Below are 14,883 nucleotides of genomic sequence, written 5' to 3'. Positions count from 1 at the left end.
GAATGCGTGCCAATTGTTATCTTATTGATTTATATTCAATTTTATCGTTTTTAGATGAGTGATTGATGTAATTAAGACAACGCAGTTGATGTCTTAATTACATCGGCTTCTTGTGGTTGGTTATTTATTGATCCCGAGCTTTTTACCCATCCGATATAAGTTCCCGCGATCCATTTGTAAAAACTCCGCTGCTTTTGCCCAAACGCCACCAGTTTGGCTCAAAGCATGTTCAATTAAATCACGCTGATAGCTTTCTATTAGCTCTCGCATTGGCTGGCTTTCTTTAGGCAGATAATGCGATGTGTTTTTTACATCATCGAGAGCCAGTGAGGTGTCGAAATGGTTAAGCATGATCGTGCTCGCACCTTGTTGAATGGCGTGTAAAGCCGCGCGAGTTAAAGTGTGTTCGAGCTCGCGTACGTTTCCGTACCAAGGTAAAGACTCCAGTTGAGTCAACACTTTAGGGTGAACGTGCAGATTGGGCGCATTAAATTGTTGGCGTACCTTTTCTAACAGATATCCGGCTAAAACGGGAATATCACCGTCACGGGCACGAAGTGGGGGAACTTGGATTGGGAATACGTTTAAACGGTGGAAAAGGTCTGCTCGAAATGCGCCAGCTTCGACTTCTTTTTCCAGCTGTCGATTGGTCGCGGCGATGATGCGCACATTGACCATCAAATGCTGATCGCTACCCACACGTTGCAGCTCGCCTTGCTGAATTACGCGCAGCAATTTTGCCTGCAAAATCAAAGGCAGTTCGCCCACTTCATCAAGGAAAATCGTTCCACCGTCTGCCAGTTCAAACTTACCGGCACGGTGGCTATTAGCTCCTGTAAATGCGCCTTTGACATGGCCAAACAGTTCACTCTCAGCCAGACCTTCAGGCAGGGCCGCACAGTTGACGTAAATCATCGGCTTATCGCTACGATGAGATTGCGCGTGCACCGAGTGCGCGACCAGTTCTTTACCAGTACCGGTCTCTCCTGTGATAAGTACCGCGTAATCCGATTGAGCAACGGTCGCAATGCTGTTTCGTAACTGGTTGATCTGCGGACTCAAACCCACCATTTCGCCATGTTGGGAACGGGCTTGTTGGATAAGGGTTTGAGTGACGCTTTTCTGCTTTTGGTTTTGTGCTTTGAGCGCTTTTAATTGAGCAATGTTACGCAATGTCGCAGCGGTCAAAGCCGCCAAGGTTTCGATAGCGACAGGATCGATATCATCAAACGCGCCCACCGTTAGGGCATCCATGGTTAGTGCGCCAACAAGTTGTCCTTCCACATACAAGCTAAAGCCCATGCAATCGTGAACATCAATGCACTGGTTTTCGGTTAATAGTGTGCCGTCAAAAGGATCAGGCAGTGAACAATCGGCATCGAAACGCACTGGTTCACGGCTATGAATAATGGCATCTAAGCGTGGATGTGCTTTGGGGAAATAGCGACGACCTAAGACCGAGCTGGATAAGCCTTTTACCGCGACAGGAGTCAGAAACCCATCCTCATCGAAGATAAACAGGCAACTAGCATCACATGGGAATACTTGCGCGACCCCATCAATGAGGTTTTGATATTGTTGTTCGTGAGAGCGATTAGAGCTGAGGTTTAGCGCGATATTAAGGAGTACGTGGTCAACAGTCGGAGTCATAACAAGCCCAAAGTTATCTGGAATGGGCTCATGCTAGCAACTTGATGTCATTTGAACATCGAAAGGTGTGGGAGATTGATGTTCCATTGACGACGATCAAACTTGATACAAATAGAATCGCGCAAGCCGATGAGTAAGCAACGTACGCTTGCGCGGATTAAGCTCTTTGAAACAAAACAGCAGACCAATGGAAAGGAGTAACCGCGTTCAAATTAGCGAGGAACAACCCTTGCTTCATTGCCAGACATGTTGATTTGAACCGCTTGGCCTGGCTGAAAAATCATGTTTGGGTTTGCTTCTTGAACGACAGAGATTATTTTTCCATCCTCTAAGCGAATAGTCAGATTCACACCATTTCGTTTCGCGGTTGCTTCAGCAGCTTTACTGCCGGCATAACCACCCAGAAGACCACCACCAATAGCTGCGATATCCGAGCCAGAGCCGCCCCCGACTTTTGAGCCTAATATACCACCCACGGCGGCACCAGCGATTGTGCCTATGGCGTTGGATTGGGTAGAGGCATCAATGGTTACTGGTTCAACTTTTTCAATCGTTCCGTAGTAAACCTGCTGAACTTTGCGCGTGTCTGAAGAGCCGTATGCATCTCCGTACGGGTTAGGTGAGGTACAGCCGCTAAGCATAACAATACAAGACATGATGAGCAGCATACCTAGCTTGACGTATTTTTTCATATAGCCTCCGAATGATTTCTCTCCATCCAAAGAGTATATACCCCAATTTAATATATGCTTTAGTGTTATATAAAACAGGTACTTAGCGGCTGTTCTCTCAAGAAAACGTGAACTTCTAAGTGGTTTAATGGCCTTTAAGCGTATGAAACCCAGAGTAAATACGTGTGAGTGTGGTAAACCAACATGCTGCACCAAAGATATAAGCAATGACGGCAAAGTGTTGCGGTAACAAACAAAATAGCACCAAACAACCAATGGTTTCAGTACCTTCGGTTAAACCGCTCATGTAGTAGAGAGATTTGTGTTTATACACTGGATTATCGATGCCTTGTTTGCCTGCCATGATGGCAAAAGCCAAAAAGCTGCTTCCCGTCCCGACAAAGGAAAAAATCAAAAATGCCCCTGCAATGGCATTTTGTTCTGGGTTTGCCAACACAAAACCAAAAGGAATCAGGGAATAGAACAGAAAATCCAAGCTGATATCGAGAAAACCACCCGCATCGGTAATGCCTTGAATTCTCGCCAGTGCGCCGTCTAATCCATCACAGATTCTGTTCAGCAAAATAAACAGCAACGCCAACAAGTACTGTTCGGCGATCAAAGCCGGTAGGGCAAAACAGCCAAGCACAAAACCAAATACTGTCGTCTGATTTGCGGTGATGCCACATTTATCGAGGTATGTCGCACTGAGTGCCAGCGGTTTGCGGATGAGCTTTATACTCAGGCTATCAAGCATGGTTTGTCTCCCACGGCCAATTTAGGCAGCGGCTGCCATCAGGAATATCATCCTCATCGTGCGTTACCATCAAAGTAGGGATGTTCGCTTGCTGTAATTGTTTGACCACCCAGTTGCGAAATTGTACACGCAGGTCTTTATCCAACTTGCTATAGGGTTCATCAAGTAGCGCAACTTTCGGCTTTGCCAGCAGCATACGAGTCAATGAGATACGGGCGCGTTGTCCTCCGGAGATTTGATCTGGGAAGGATTCGGCAAGTTTGGTCAATGCAATGTTCTTAAGTGCTTGCATGGCGTGTGCTTTACGCTCCTCACCTTTGATTGAGTTTGGTAGCGCGAATGCAAGATTCTCCCATACCGTTAAGTGAGGGAAGAGCAAATCTTCTTGGAATAGAATACCAACCTGCCGCTTATGTGCAGGGAGGGCATCCAACTTTTCGTTATCAAGCGTAATGGAGCCAGAGTAGTTGAACTCGGCGGAGAGGTGTCCAGCAATGGCATCCAACAAAGTGGATTTACCACAACCGCTTGGTCCCATCAGAGTAACAATTTCACCTTTCTCTACGGTCATGTTGAACGCTGAGAAAAGCGTGTCGCCATTGGTTTTACGGATGGCGAGGTTTTCGAGACAAAGACTCATTCAGTAGTAAACCTTTTATAGACAAGCGGCGATACTTCACGTGCAAGCGGCTTAGTAGTATCGCAAAAGAGAAGAACAAGAACGGCAAGAGTGCTTGCCAAATGGCATAAATCGCGGTGACACGTCGGTCAAAACCACTGGATAGCGCAACGGCTTCGGTGGTGATGGTGCTAATGCGCCCAGCCCCTAGCACCAGTGTCGGTAGGTATTGCGCCAGACTTACGCTAATACCGACCGCCCATGCGAATGTAATTGCAGGTAGGAGGATTGGCAGTTTCACTTTTAACCAAGCTTGCATCGGTGATTTACCCAAGCTGAGTGCGACGCGAGTTAAGCCGTTGTCGAAGCTGCGCCACGGGCCGTCTAGCGAGAGGTAAATAAATGGGAATGCGAAGAACACATGCGCCCAGCATACCCAAAAGAAATACGCGTTACTGTTAAAATACAGTGTCACTACTTGCATACCGAATAGCACCGATAGCTGAGGAATCAGCATTGGGATGGCGATAATGTAACCGGGCACCTGCCAGCGATAACGAAGGCGATACTCGTGTGCGATCAAGGCAAGGACTAGAGCGACGGTCGCGCTGATAACAGCAATCAGCATGCTCTGTTCCAGCGTGCCAAGAATGCTGTGCCATCCGTATTCCCAAAAACGCAGGCTATAGCGGCTCGGTAGTAAATCTGGAAAGCGCCAGCGTTGAGCAAAGCTCCATACCACCATGAGTGGAATCATTAGAAGTGCGAGTAGCGCAATCAGTGAAAACAGGGTCTTACCGGGTAAACGAAACCCGTTTCGACCAGAGTACTGCCAGCGTTTGAAGCCTTTGGTAATACACCATTCCATTAAGCGTGCAAATCCAATCACAAGGCTAGCGATCGCAAACAACACTACCGCGCCTGCGGCAGCTCTTGGTAGTAGCGATAAATCAGGGTCGTTAAACCACTGCCACACTAAAACCGCAAATGTTGGTGGGTTGGTAGGGCCAATAATCAATGCAACATCGACAACCGACAAGCTGTAAGCCAATACCGCCAGCATTGGAAAGCGCAGTTTTGCTATCCATTGTGGGAACACGCACTTCCACCACGCTTGTGCCGAACTGTAGCCCATCGAATGACTGACTTTTTCAATCTTATCGACTTTCAATTGCTGAAGAATAGGAATACTCATCAACAATAAAAACGGCACTTCTTTAATCGCAAGCATGATGACCAAACCGAATGCATGCGGGTCTTTAATCAGCAATGCTAAGTCATTCACCGTTTGCGCATTGGGATCGTAACCAAACAGTTGGTTGAGAACACGAACGCCCATACCAGTTGGGGCAAACAAGAACGCAAAGCCAATCGCAAACGCTACGTGCGGCATGGCAAGAAGTGGCGAGAGGCTTACTTCAATTTTTCGCCAAAACTTGCTGCCCCACGATGCTTGCAAAATCGCAAATGTGATCAAGCAAGCCAAGTAGCTACTGAAAATGGCAGAGTAGAAAGTCAGCCCGATGGATGTCCAAACACCCTCCCAATCAAAAACAGCGTTAAAGCCATCTAAAGAAAAGTGATGCAAGCCGATAGGAGGCACATAACCGAGCGCAGAGACCACCACTCCGAGTAGTCCCGGAATGGTAGGCAAAATACAAACAGCGATAATGACTAAATATAGCGCTCTTAACATGGGCTCTTATTAATTTCCGTAGCGTTTCAACCATTCTTTTTCTAAGGCAGATTGCCAGCTTGGATGCGGCTCAGCGATAGATTTGAATTGTTGAGTATTTTTAGCCGAACCTGTTAGGTATTGGCTGCTTAGCACTGAAGGATCGCCCCAGATGTTAAGGTTACCTTTGCGAGATTGTGCTTCAGGGCTCAATAAAAAGTTTATCGCAACTTGCGCACCGGCACTGGCATTTGCGTTCCAAGGAATCGCTAAGAAGTGAATGTTTGAGAGTGCACCTGCGTCCATCGCATACGCTTTGGTGGTTTCTGCAAGGTTACCGCTCGACTGAGCAGAGAAAACCGCGTTCGGGTTAAAGGTAATTGCCAGGTCAGTCTGACCATCATCCAGTAGTTGAAGGGTTTCTGCTGTACCGCCTGGGAACTGTTTACCACCGCGCCAAGCGACTTTATGGAACTCATCTAGATAAGCCCACAGCGGTTGAGTGATTTGCTCAAATGTTTCACCAGTGACTGGTTTTTGTAAAGCGGGATCGTTGTTGGTCAACTCAATCAACAGTGCTTTAATAAAGCTTGTACCATGAAACTCTGGTGGGCGAGGGTAAGTTAGGCGATTTGGAAACGCTTTTGCGTAACTCAGCATTTCTGCGAATGATTTTGGAGGGTTATGCAGGGTTTGCTCATCATGGATAAACACTAATTGCCCCACACCCCAAGGTGCTTCCAGACCTTCAGTCGGCTCTGAAAAATCCACATCAATTGGCAATGATTTATCGACGTATTGCCAGCTTGGCAAACCTTCAACAAAAGGACCAAACAGCAATTGGTTATCCTTCATTGATTTGAAGTTTTCGCCATTGATCCAAACCATATCAACACTGCCACCGCTGTTTTTACCTGCGGCTTTTTCTGCGATAAGTCGAGTGGTGGTCTCAGAAATATCGGTGACTTTAACGTGGTTTAGCGTCACGTTATAACGCGATTTTAGCTCTCTACTCGCCCACTGGATGTAGCGATTAATTTCTTGGCTTCCGCCCCAAGCATGAAAGTAGACGGATTGTCCGTCGGCTTGTTGTTCGATTTTTTGCCATTCACTAGCAACCGATGAGTTGGCAAAAGAAGATGTCGCGAAAGTGGTGGCTAAAATGCCAACGGTACTGAGTAGCTTTTTCATATCTATTCCGTGTTATGTCTTTTTATTCTCGTTTCCGACGTTATTGACGTCTAAACAAGTCGCTCCGCTTTGTTACAAGGATAGTAATCCATCTCTCTCTATTATCAATGACAATCCCAAACGGAATCACTCATTGATTCAAAGAATTATTCTCAATGTGAAGCAAAACGAAGAAAGGACAATTCTGGTGTCGTTTTAGGTATACAAGAGCGGACCGCTTGTTTGACGATATTCTTTCAAGTAATTGAAAATTATTGTCCTCAAGCAACTTCAATATGTTGATTTGGAAGACTGAACCCGCGTCGTAGACGTGGCGTTGAGTGCGTAAAGATGGAAAGAGTTTGTCGTTTTAAACGATTTTGCTAACCGAAACGTGCGAAACAGACATCCTGCCTGCTTTGATATGGATTAGGAGGCATAAAAAAAGCAGCCATTTTATGGCTGCTCTTAGAATATGAAATGGGACTTAGTTTACCCAATCACGCAACTGAAACGTTAGTTCGTGATCGTCATTTTTAAGCATTAGCCCTTCTTTGGTTAGCGTTATATCACTCCATTCAGTAAGAGTTTCAGACATCGCTTGCTCAATTTTCATTTGGTCATCCATACACATCTTCATGGTCATTCCCATTTTTTCGATGCGTAGTTGATTGTTTTTTAGTTCAGCTTGACCAAAGAAGTTGTTACACCCCGCGTTACCATTTGCAGTCAGATTTTCTCCGATTTCTAAGCGAGGCGCTTGCTGACGTTCTTTTAATTCGATGTTTTTACCATCAATCTGAACCAGCTCCCAATTATGGTGCTGTAAATCTTGAGCCGTAATTTCTTTCACATTGTCACCGTTGCTAGCACATGCAGTCATAAGAACAGGAAGAGAGATTGCTGTAACTAACGTTTTTAGGCTAAGCTTCATTTTATAGACTCCGTTTTTAGAAAACGTGGTAAGTATAGGTAATAAAACACTGTTTTTGTCAGCATAAGGTAATAGTTTCGTATTACTGTGACAGAGTCCAGTTTATATACTCAAACGGCTTCAAGGTGCAAGATGTATAGCACTGTTGGGAGCGTATATTGAAGTCGTTATAATATCATTACAGCACAGCGAGCAAAAAACGGTTAGAGCATGGAGCAACTAGAGTTTTTTACCGTCCCAAACCCTTGCGTTGGTATTTGTAGTGTGGACGAAAAAGGGTATTGCAAAGGATGTATGCGTAAAAGAGAAGAGCGATTTAACTGGCTCACTTATACGCCTGCTCAACAGTTGCATGTAATTAAGCTATGCCGTCAGCGCTATAGAAGAAAGGTATTGGCAGGGAAGGGAAAGGCAGAAGAGTCTCAAGAAGAATTATCACCACAGCAAAATCTCTTTTAAATTTCGAATTATCCCGGCTCGGCAATAATCAATGATGAGCCGGGACTGTATTAGCTCTTACTATGCGGTGCGTGTAAGGCAAACTCGTTAAATTAGCGCTACTTCATTGACCAACGGTCACTGACCCATCCCCCAGCATGTTCGTCAAAGTGGCTTCCTGAAAATCGATGATTGAATTCAACATCTAATTTACTAGTAGGGCGTTCATCCATCAGTTGATGAATGTATCTCGCCATAGGGTCCGTGCAAGCTTCGCGCTCTCTACGGGTAACCACTTCTTTGATCATTTGAAGTCTGTAGCTATTGCTGGCTCGTTTCATTTTTGACCTCCTGAACTCGATGGCAGCAGTTTGAACATATTGACGTCCAGATCGCTGCTCATTGGTGAACGCTTGGCGGCGAATCACCTTCGTTTTAGGTCAAAAAGACAAATTGTTTGAGAGCAGTGTTTGTAACGCCATTCACATCTTTCCTAGAATCATCCACTAAGCTACGAAACTTCATAGCGAAAAGTCAGTTGATGAATCTGTATTTTCGAAAGACCTTATCAAACATAGAAGCCCAGCACATGGGCGTCAACAACACAAATGAATAATTTTTGAACACTTTATGAAGGGCGATAATTTTCAGCACTTTAACGAAAATAAAAAAACCGAAGCGTCACGCTTCGGTTTTTAGGGAGGCTCTGACGGAACAACTTCTAAAAGCTCTTCACGTCAGAGTGTAAGGTGTTTTTAGCTATTAGTTGCTGGGCAACCTTTCACAGCTTGACCGTTACTGAAGTACTTGATGTTTTCTAAGTTCTTGTTGTAGCTATCCGCAGAGATCTGTGGGTTATTTACGAAGAACTCACGTAAAACGTATGCATCGGTTAGCTGGGTAGATTGAACATCGATGATTGGATAGTTATCGCCACCAGCAGCACTGAAGCTGATTACAGAGAATGTGTACGTTGCGTCTAGATCGAAGCCTTTATCGTTAATGTCGGTAATGGTTACTGAGCCAGCATCACAATCTACATCTAAAGTGATGTTATCTAGTTGAGCGTAAGCACCAGAGCCTGCAGATTTCGTTGCTACGACATCAAGGTACTCTTTTACTTCTTGACCAGTCATTGTCGCTTTAGTCACGAAGTTACCGAACGGCTGGACTGTAAGTACGTCACGGTAAGTGATGTCACCATCTTGGATTGAATCACGCACACCGCCAGAGTTCATCACACCAAAGTCAGCATCTACCGTTTTGTAAGTACGGTATGCCTCGCCTAGTAGGTGACCTAGATTAGTTTGCTGAGAGCGAACTACGTTACGATCACCTTCTAACTTACCCGTCGTATTAGAAATCTTCTCATCTAATAACTCTTGACCTTGCTGTTGGTATGGCAGTAGTAACGCTTTTACCGTCGCATCTTGTTGAATGCGTTCACCGATCACTTCATCGTTGTCGTCCAAAAGGTTTACAGGAATCAGTGCGTAATTCGCTAAGTGAAGCTTGCCGTCGTAATATTCGAAGTCCGCACGACCCACATATTTACCCCACTCATGCGCTTGCATAATCCAAGTGCCTTTTTGTTGGTCTGGCGCGCAATCATCACCAGGTTTGAAATCAGCATACTCATTGGTACCTGGCTCCATACACACTGGGTTTTGTGAGTGACCACCGATGATAGCGTCTAGTTGTCCCTCTTCGAGAGAGCGAGCGAGCTTCACGTCCCCTGGTGCTTCACTACCATTATTACCATCTTGGTAGTGACCCATGTGCGTCGTTGCAAATACTAGGTCTACTTTTTCGTTTTCTTCGATTTCCTTAAGTACTTTTTTGATTTCAACTTGAGGGTCTTCGAAGTGGATGTTTGATACGTTGTCTGGATTGACTAGCTTCGCCGTGTCCTGGGTGGTTAGACCAATTACAGCGATCTTAAGGCCGTTGATAGTAAATACTTTGTAAGGGTCGAAGTAACGCTCATTGGTATCTTTCTTATAGATATTCGCAGCCAGCATAGGGAAGTCAGCTAGCTCAGCTTGCATATCGAGAATATCTAGTGAGTTATCAAACTCGTGGTTACCGACAGCCATTGCATCGTAACCAAGTAGGTTCATCCCTACGAAGTCTGGAACCGCATCTTGCATGTCTGATTCTGGTACGCCGGTATTAATATCACCGCCAGACAGCAGAATGGTTTCACCGCCTTTTGCTTCGACTTCTGCGCGAATAGATTCGATTAAAGTGTGACGCGCAGCCATGCCATATTCGCCGTCGCTGTTATGCCAAAAGCGACCATGGTTATCGTTAGTGTGGAGAACGGTGAACTTAGTACAAGAATCTGCAGTCTCGCAGGTTACTGGAGAATTATCGCTGTCTGAGCCGCATCCTGCTAGCGCAGCGCCCACTGCCATTACCAAAAGAGATTTGGAAAACTTCATAAGGGATCCTTTCTTTGTGATTTTGTTATTGTTACGGCGTGAAATATACGGAATTAATGTGAAACTTTAGTGATCTATCTCTTATTTATACTTCTATCGGAGAAATGAATTAATAAGCCTGCAAACTACGTCTCCAATTAAACAGAAATAGTTTTTAGTATATTGAAATTAGAGGGAGGGGGTTATTTTGTGAAGTGGCCAATTGAATGAATGTGGTTTGTGTGAATCAATGCGCATTTTTGCGAAGTATAGCGCTGATTTTGGTGATTATTTTGCCAAGTTCATGTTTTTCTTAGCAGCTATGACACAAATCGTTATAAATTTTCGCTCTGATGATGAGGGAAATATTTTGTATATAAAATGATCACTGTAAAACCCAAACTCGTTTGATCTTGGCTTACTCTGTTTAATACAACCAGAAAGGGTATTTCTCTCTGTACTATAATTGCGACCGTTTAGAAATCTTATGCCTTAGATATCGTTTATTTATTCTTATTCGATACCTTACCGTGTTTATCCCGCTTTCGATACCCGGATGTTAAAACAAATAGATTCAATCTAATGAGCGAAAGTGAAACGTAAATAACGAGGCGTTTTCTTCGGATATTACGATGTGCACTATCATTGAATTAATGAAAATGAAATAGAGTAATGTAAAGCGTTGCATCTGTGGCTGCTCGCTTTGAGCTTCGATTTAAAGAGTAGGGTTGAAAGAATTTGTAAGTGGTGAATTTTAAGAAAGGATAGTAATGAGATACACAGTAAGGAACGCAGTCAGAGAGGAAGCAACTCAAATCGCCAAGATACATGTTGATTCGTGGCAGGTAGCATACAAAGGGTTAATGCCACAGAGCTACATCGATCAGTTTACGATTGAGCGCCGAGAAAGGATGTGGACGCGAGTCATGACTGAGCAACTGGCCCAATTGATCGTCGTTGAGAGACAAGGGGAAATCGTCGGCTTTTTAAGTTACGAACTACCTAACCACACCTGTGAAGATAAAACGGCGTGGGTAACATGTTGCTATGTCTCTCCTTTGCATTATGGGCAAGGGGCAGGGAGTGCATTATTAGATGAACTAGAAACGCGTCTACTCTCTACGCCCGTTATGCAGATAAGTTTGAAAGCACTGGATACCAATAAACAGGGGCTTAACTTTTACAAGAAGTGTGGTTTTGTGCGTACTGGAGAGGAAGAGGCGGAAATCATTGACCGTATGACGCTGACGGATCTCACTTTAGTGAAGTACATTGCCCGTTCGTAAATCAATTGTTATATGCCACATATAGTAAAACCCCGGAGGTGGTAAGACTCCGGGGTTTTGAAATTTTTTAGATGTCTCGGTTGGTAAGTCCGATTATCTTTAATGCAAAAGGTTTGGATTTAATCCGATTAATTCCTTGGTAGGGAATTAGATACGGATGAAGTCCATGTGTTCAACTTTTGGCTTGAACGCGTGACGTTGAACGTCTTGTGGCTTAACTTTAACTTCTTTGCCATCGATAACTAGAACTAGGCCTTCGTAGAATTCAGGCTTGTCCATTTGGTTTACGATGTCGTCGTGGTTAAGAACGATAGCTACTGCTGCTTCTTCACCGCCGTATACAACTGCAGGGAATTTGCCAGCGTGACGTAGGCGGCGGCTCGCACCTTTACCTAGTTCAGTACGTACTACTGCTTCGAATTTCATAGTATTTACTCTCAAATTAGTAAAAATCAAATGTTCACAATCAACAATGCGACCTTGTTGTTCGTGGTAAAGCTTGAAACAGGAACTGTTCAAGCGAGCGCGGATACTATCATTCCACTTATAAATGGGCAACCCAAATCGTATCCAAATCAACAAAAAGGTATGATTTGGCTAGGTGTAAGGCTATCCCTTTTAACGCTTTGCTTGGATTTTGTTCACATCGGCTTCATTTTCATCGGTTTACTAATCATGGTCCGAAGAACACAGTTTATGCGTTATATGCTTTATGTTCGGCTGAGGTGTAAGACTAAAGATGCTTTTAAGCCACCTAAAGCGCTCGCTTCCAGTGTTAATTGACCTCGGTAACTGTGTGCCATTTCACTGACTATATTTAGACCAAGACCTGAACCAGGGGTTGCTTCATCCAATCTAACGCCTCTCTTGATTACTTGACTCAGTTTCTCTTTAGGGATACCTGGTCCGTCATCTTCAATGATGATGTGTATGTTGTCTTTATCCTGAGAGGAGTGCACACGAATCATGTTGTTGGCCCACTTATAGGCATTTTCAAGCAAGTTACCCAGCATTTCGTCGAGATCGGTCTGCTCTACCGCTACATTCAGCTCTGAATCAAGTTCATTAATTAAGGAGATATCTCGGCTCGCATACACTTTATCAAACGCCATTGAGATAGCATCCACACGCTCTGCTGGGTTCGATTTCACTGATAAAATATTCATAGACCCCGCCATACGAGTACGACCCAAATGGTAATCGATATGGTCTTGTATTTGATTGATTGGAGTACGCAGACGGGATTGCGTACTAGGTTCTAACGTCTGTACTTCATTTTTTAGGACAGAAAGTGGGGTTTTTAGTGCATGTGAGAGATTGCCTGCATGATTCCTAGCTCGTTCTAACAATTCCTGATAATGGAAAAGCAGAGCGTTGAGGTCGAAGATAAGAGGAGAAATCTCTTTCGGATAGGTTTCTTCTAGACTCTTTTTGTTACCAGACTTCAGCTCGGCCAACTCTTTTTGTAACTTTGTAAGCGGACTCAATGACCATGCAATTTGCAGCAAAATGACGGCAAGAACCCCTGCGAATAATAAGCCTAAAATAAGCCAGAGTTGCCCGATTAGCGTTTGCAGGGTGCTTTTGATAGGCTCTTCATCAATACCAATAATGATATGGATAGGTCCATCGTAATCTGGTAAGTACAGAGCTTTTTCGATGGTAATCAGCCTTTCGCCTCTCGCGCCGTAAGCATCGTTATCCAGACCTTTGTATTCGATTTTTTTGTCCCACAAAGAACGAGAACGCTCGAGACTCGTCTCAGTGGAGGCACTCCAATATAAACCACTGTAAGGTCGGTTAAATCGAGGGTCTGAGAGCAGAGCAGCGAGTGAGAGGTGCCCAGTCTCATCGACTTCTAACTGAGCGGCGATTTCATCCATAAAAATGCTCAGCTGTGAGCGAGTGTCGTCAACCATATAGTTGTACACTTGGGTCGGTATCGTCACACCAGCTGCGAGGATCATTGCCGTCAACCAAACGATCGCCGCTAAAACGAGGCGACTTTTGATACTCAGTCGTTTTATTGCGTTCAACGGTAGCCTGTTCTTATTCGGCATTTAATTGGTATCCCAACCCTCGGACAGTTTTGATGATCTTTGGCGCGATTTTTTTGCGAATTCGGCCGATAAAAACTTCGATTGTGTTGGAGTCACGATCAAAGTCTTGTTTGTAAATGTGCTCGACGAGTTCGGTGCGAGAAATTACTTTTTCTGGGTTATGCATAAAGTAAGCGACCACTTTATACTCCAGTGCCGTTAAGCTTACTGCTTGCCCTTGCCACATTACTTTAGAAGTGCGCGTATCCAAGCTCAAGTCGCCAATTTGCATCACAGGAGAGGCGTTACCTGATGCTCTTCGTAGTTGTGCGCGAATACGAGCGATAAGCTCAACCATTTCAAACGGCTTAGTTAGGTAATCGTCTGCACCTGCGTTTAGACCTTCAACTCTCTGCGTTAGGGTATCGCGAGCACTCAGGATAACGACAGGGGTATTGATGTTTTCATCACGAATGCCTTTTAGCACGGTGAGGCCATCCAATTTCGGCAGTCCTAGATCAAGAACAATAGCGTCCCATTCTTCCGATGTCGCGCGATACAGAGCGTCTATGCCATCTTGAGATAATTCTGGTACCCAGCCGGTACTTTCTAATGTTTCGATGATTTGCTCGCCTAAACGAGGGTCATCTTCAACGACAAGTATTTTCATATTGGTGATTCTTATTATGTTTGGAGTGTTATCGAAGTAAGTTACGCATTGCGTCGGGATTACGCATTAGACCAGTTTAGTTGTTTTGTGGCTTTAACGCTTTGTTAAAGCTGCGACCTTTGATCTCAAGCATTTCCAGCGTGGCGGCGTCATACTCAACTTTCAGGACGCTATTGTTGTACAGGATTTTCAGTTCATACACCCAAGCATCATCATCTTCTTCAAGCTCGACCTTGATGATACGGCCGTATAGGTCGTTTTCTACTGCGGCGTAAAGGTCCGAAAATGGTCGTATATATCCTTGTTGAACCGCGCGATAGACCTCATCTTGATCTTCATCGAATTCAATACGTGTTCCAGGATTTTCGACATCTTGCACGATGGCGTGACCATTTTGTGAGGCATAGTAGTCGTCATGCTTGGCGAAACTTGGTGCACACATCAATGTCGTGATAAGGCCGAAAAGTAACGCAGAATGTTGAGAAGTCGTTGCTTTATACATAGTCAAACCTTTTCTAGAACGTTAGCCGCAGTATATCGGATATAGATGA

The 14,883-nt window shown here is 44.6% G+C and carries 15 protein-coding genes; 2 read left to right on the top strand and 13 right to left on the bottom strand.

Annotation, left to right across the window (positions count from 1 at the left end; all coding sequences use genetic code 11):
- Positions 1–120 precede the first annotated feature (120 nt).
- From norR to NL643_RS00400, 7 genes are all read right to left on the bottom strand, one after another.
- A complete protein-coding gene (gene norR, locus NL643_RS00430) occupies positions 121–1,650 on the bottom strand; it encodes a nitric oxide reductase transcriptional regulator NorR (protein WP_253643721.1) in 1,530 nt (509 codons plus the stop codon).
- Positions 1,651–1,862: 212 nt separating this feature from the next.
- Positions 1,863–2,342 (bottom strand): glycine zipper 2TM domain-containing protein, encoded by a 480-nt coding sequence (locus NL643_RS00425; protein ID WP_005393265.1) that lies wholly within the window; start codon positions 2,340–2,342, stop codon positions 1,863–1,865.
- A 124-nt stretch (positions 2,343–2,466) separates the two neighbouring features.
- Entirely contained in the window at positions 2,467–3,078 is a 612-nt protein-coding gene (locus NL643_RS00420; RefSeq protein ID WP_253643720.1) for a CDP-alcohol phosphatidyltransferase family protein, read from the bottom strand.
- Complete coding sequence (locus NL643_RS00415) at positions 3,071–3,718, bottom strand: ATP-binding cassette domain-containing protein (RefSeq protein ID WP_253643719.1); 648 nt, start codon at positions 3,716–3,718, stop codon at positions 3,071–3,073. The genes NL643_RS00420 and NL643_RS00415 overlap by 8 nt, the downstream gene beginning before the upstream one ends.
- Positions 3,684–5,393 carry an ABC transporter permease gene (locus NL643_RS00410; protein WP_253643718.1) on the bottom strand — a complete coding sequence of 570 codons (1,710 nt, stop codon included), beginning with the start codon at positions 5,391–5,393 and terminating at the stop codon, positions 3,684–3,686. The genes NL643_RS00415 and NL643_RS00410 overlap by 35 nt, the downstream gene beginning before the upstream one ends.
- 9 nt (positions 5,394–5,402) lie before the next feature.
- Positions 5,403–6,563 (bottom strand): ABC transporter substrate-binding protein, encoded by a 1,161-nt coding sequence (locus NL643_RS00405; RefSeq protein WP_253643717.1) that lies wholly within the window; start codon positions 6,561–6,563, stop codon positions 5,403–5,405.
- 466 nt (positions 6,564–7,029) lie between these two features.
- Entirely contained in the window at positions 7,030–7,476 is a 447-nt protein-coding gene (locus tag NL643_RS00400) for an META domain-containing protein (protein ID WP_005393252.1), read from the bottom strand.
- Positions 7,477–7,686: 210 nt separating this feature from the next.
- Between NL643_RS00400 and NL643_RS00395 the strand changes: the two genes are divergently transcribed.
- Positions 7,687–7,935, top strand: a complete 249-nt coding sequence (locus NL643_RS00395) for a DUF1289 domain-containing protein (protein WP_048626242.1) — start codon at positions 7,687–7,689, stop codon at positions 7,933–7,935.
- A gap of 98 nt (positions 7,936–8,033) precedes the next feature.
- On the opposite strand, the gene NL643_RS00390 is transcribed toward NL643_RS00395, so the two are convergent.
- Both NL643_RS00390 and ushA read right to left on the bottom strand, forming a co-directional pair.
- Complete coding sequence (locus NL643_RS00390; RefSeq protein ID WP_005393249.1) at positions 8,034–8,255, bottom strand: hypothetical protein; 222 nt, start codon at positions 8,253–8,255, stop codon at positions 8,034–8,036.
- A 414-nt stretch (positions 8,256–8,669) separates the two neighbouring features.
- Positions 8,670–10,358 carry a bifunctional UDP-sugar hydrolase/5'-nucleotidase UshA gene (gene ushA, locus NL643_RS00385; protein WP_237311822.1) on the bottom strand — a complete coding sequence of 563 codons (1,689 nt, stop codon included), beginning with the start codon at positions 10,356–10,358 and terminating at the stop codon, positions 8,670–8,672.
- A 749-nt stretch (positions 10,359–11,107) separates the two neighbouring features.
- On the opposite strand from ushA, the gene NL643_RS00380 reads away from it, so the two are divergent.
- Positions 11,108–11,623 (top strand): GNAT family N-acetyltransferase, encoded by a 516-nt coding sequence (locus tag NL643_RS00380; protein WP_031780335.1) that lies wholly within the window; start codon positions 11,108–11,110, stop codon positions 11,621–11,623.
- A 147-nt stretch (positions 11,624–11,770) separates the two neighbouring features.
- On the opposite strand, the gene rplY is transcribed toward NL643_RS00380, so the two are convergent.
- The 4 genes from rplY to NL643_RS00360 form a co-directional block, all read right to left on the bottom strand.
- Positions 11,771–12,049, bottom strand: a complete 279-nt coding sequence (gene rplY / locus NL643_RS00375) for a 50S ribosomal protein L25 (protein WP_005393245.1) — start codon at positions 12,047–12,049, stop codon at positions 11,771–11,773.
- A gap of 284 nt (positions 12,050–12,333) precedes the next feature.
- A complete protein-coding gene (locus NL643_RS00370; protein ID WP_253643716.1) occupies positions 12,334–13,683 on the bottom strand; it encodes an ATP-binding protein in 1,350 nt (449 codons plus the stop codon).
- Positions 13,673–14,332: a response regulator transcription factor gene (locus NL643_RS00365; protein ID WP_005378073.1), complete on the bottom strand. Its 660-nt coding sequence runs from the start codon at positions 14,330–14,332 to the stop codon at positions 13,673–13,675. The genes NL643_RS00370 and NL643_RS00365 overlap by 11 nt, the downstream gene beginning before the upstream one ends.
- A 76-nt stretch (positions 14,333–14,408) precedes the next feature.
- Complete coding sequence (locus tag NL643_RS00360; RefSeq protein WP_253643715.1) at positions 14,409–14,834, bottom strand: PepSY domain-containing protein; 426 nt, start codon at positions 14,832–14,834, stop codon at positions 14,409–14,411.
- Between the last annotated feature and the right edge of the window lie 49 nt (positions 14,835–14,883).

The organism is Vibrio sp. Y42_MX_L11, from assembly GCF_024181785.1.
GTDB classification, from domain to species: Bacteria; Pseudomonadota; Gammaproteobacteria; order Enterobacterales; family Vibrionaceae; genus Vibrio; species Vibrio diabolicus.
Note: the sequence above shows the minus strand (reverse complement) of the source record. Positions and strands in the feature narration are given on the sequence as shown.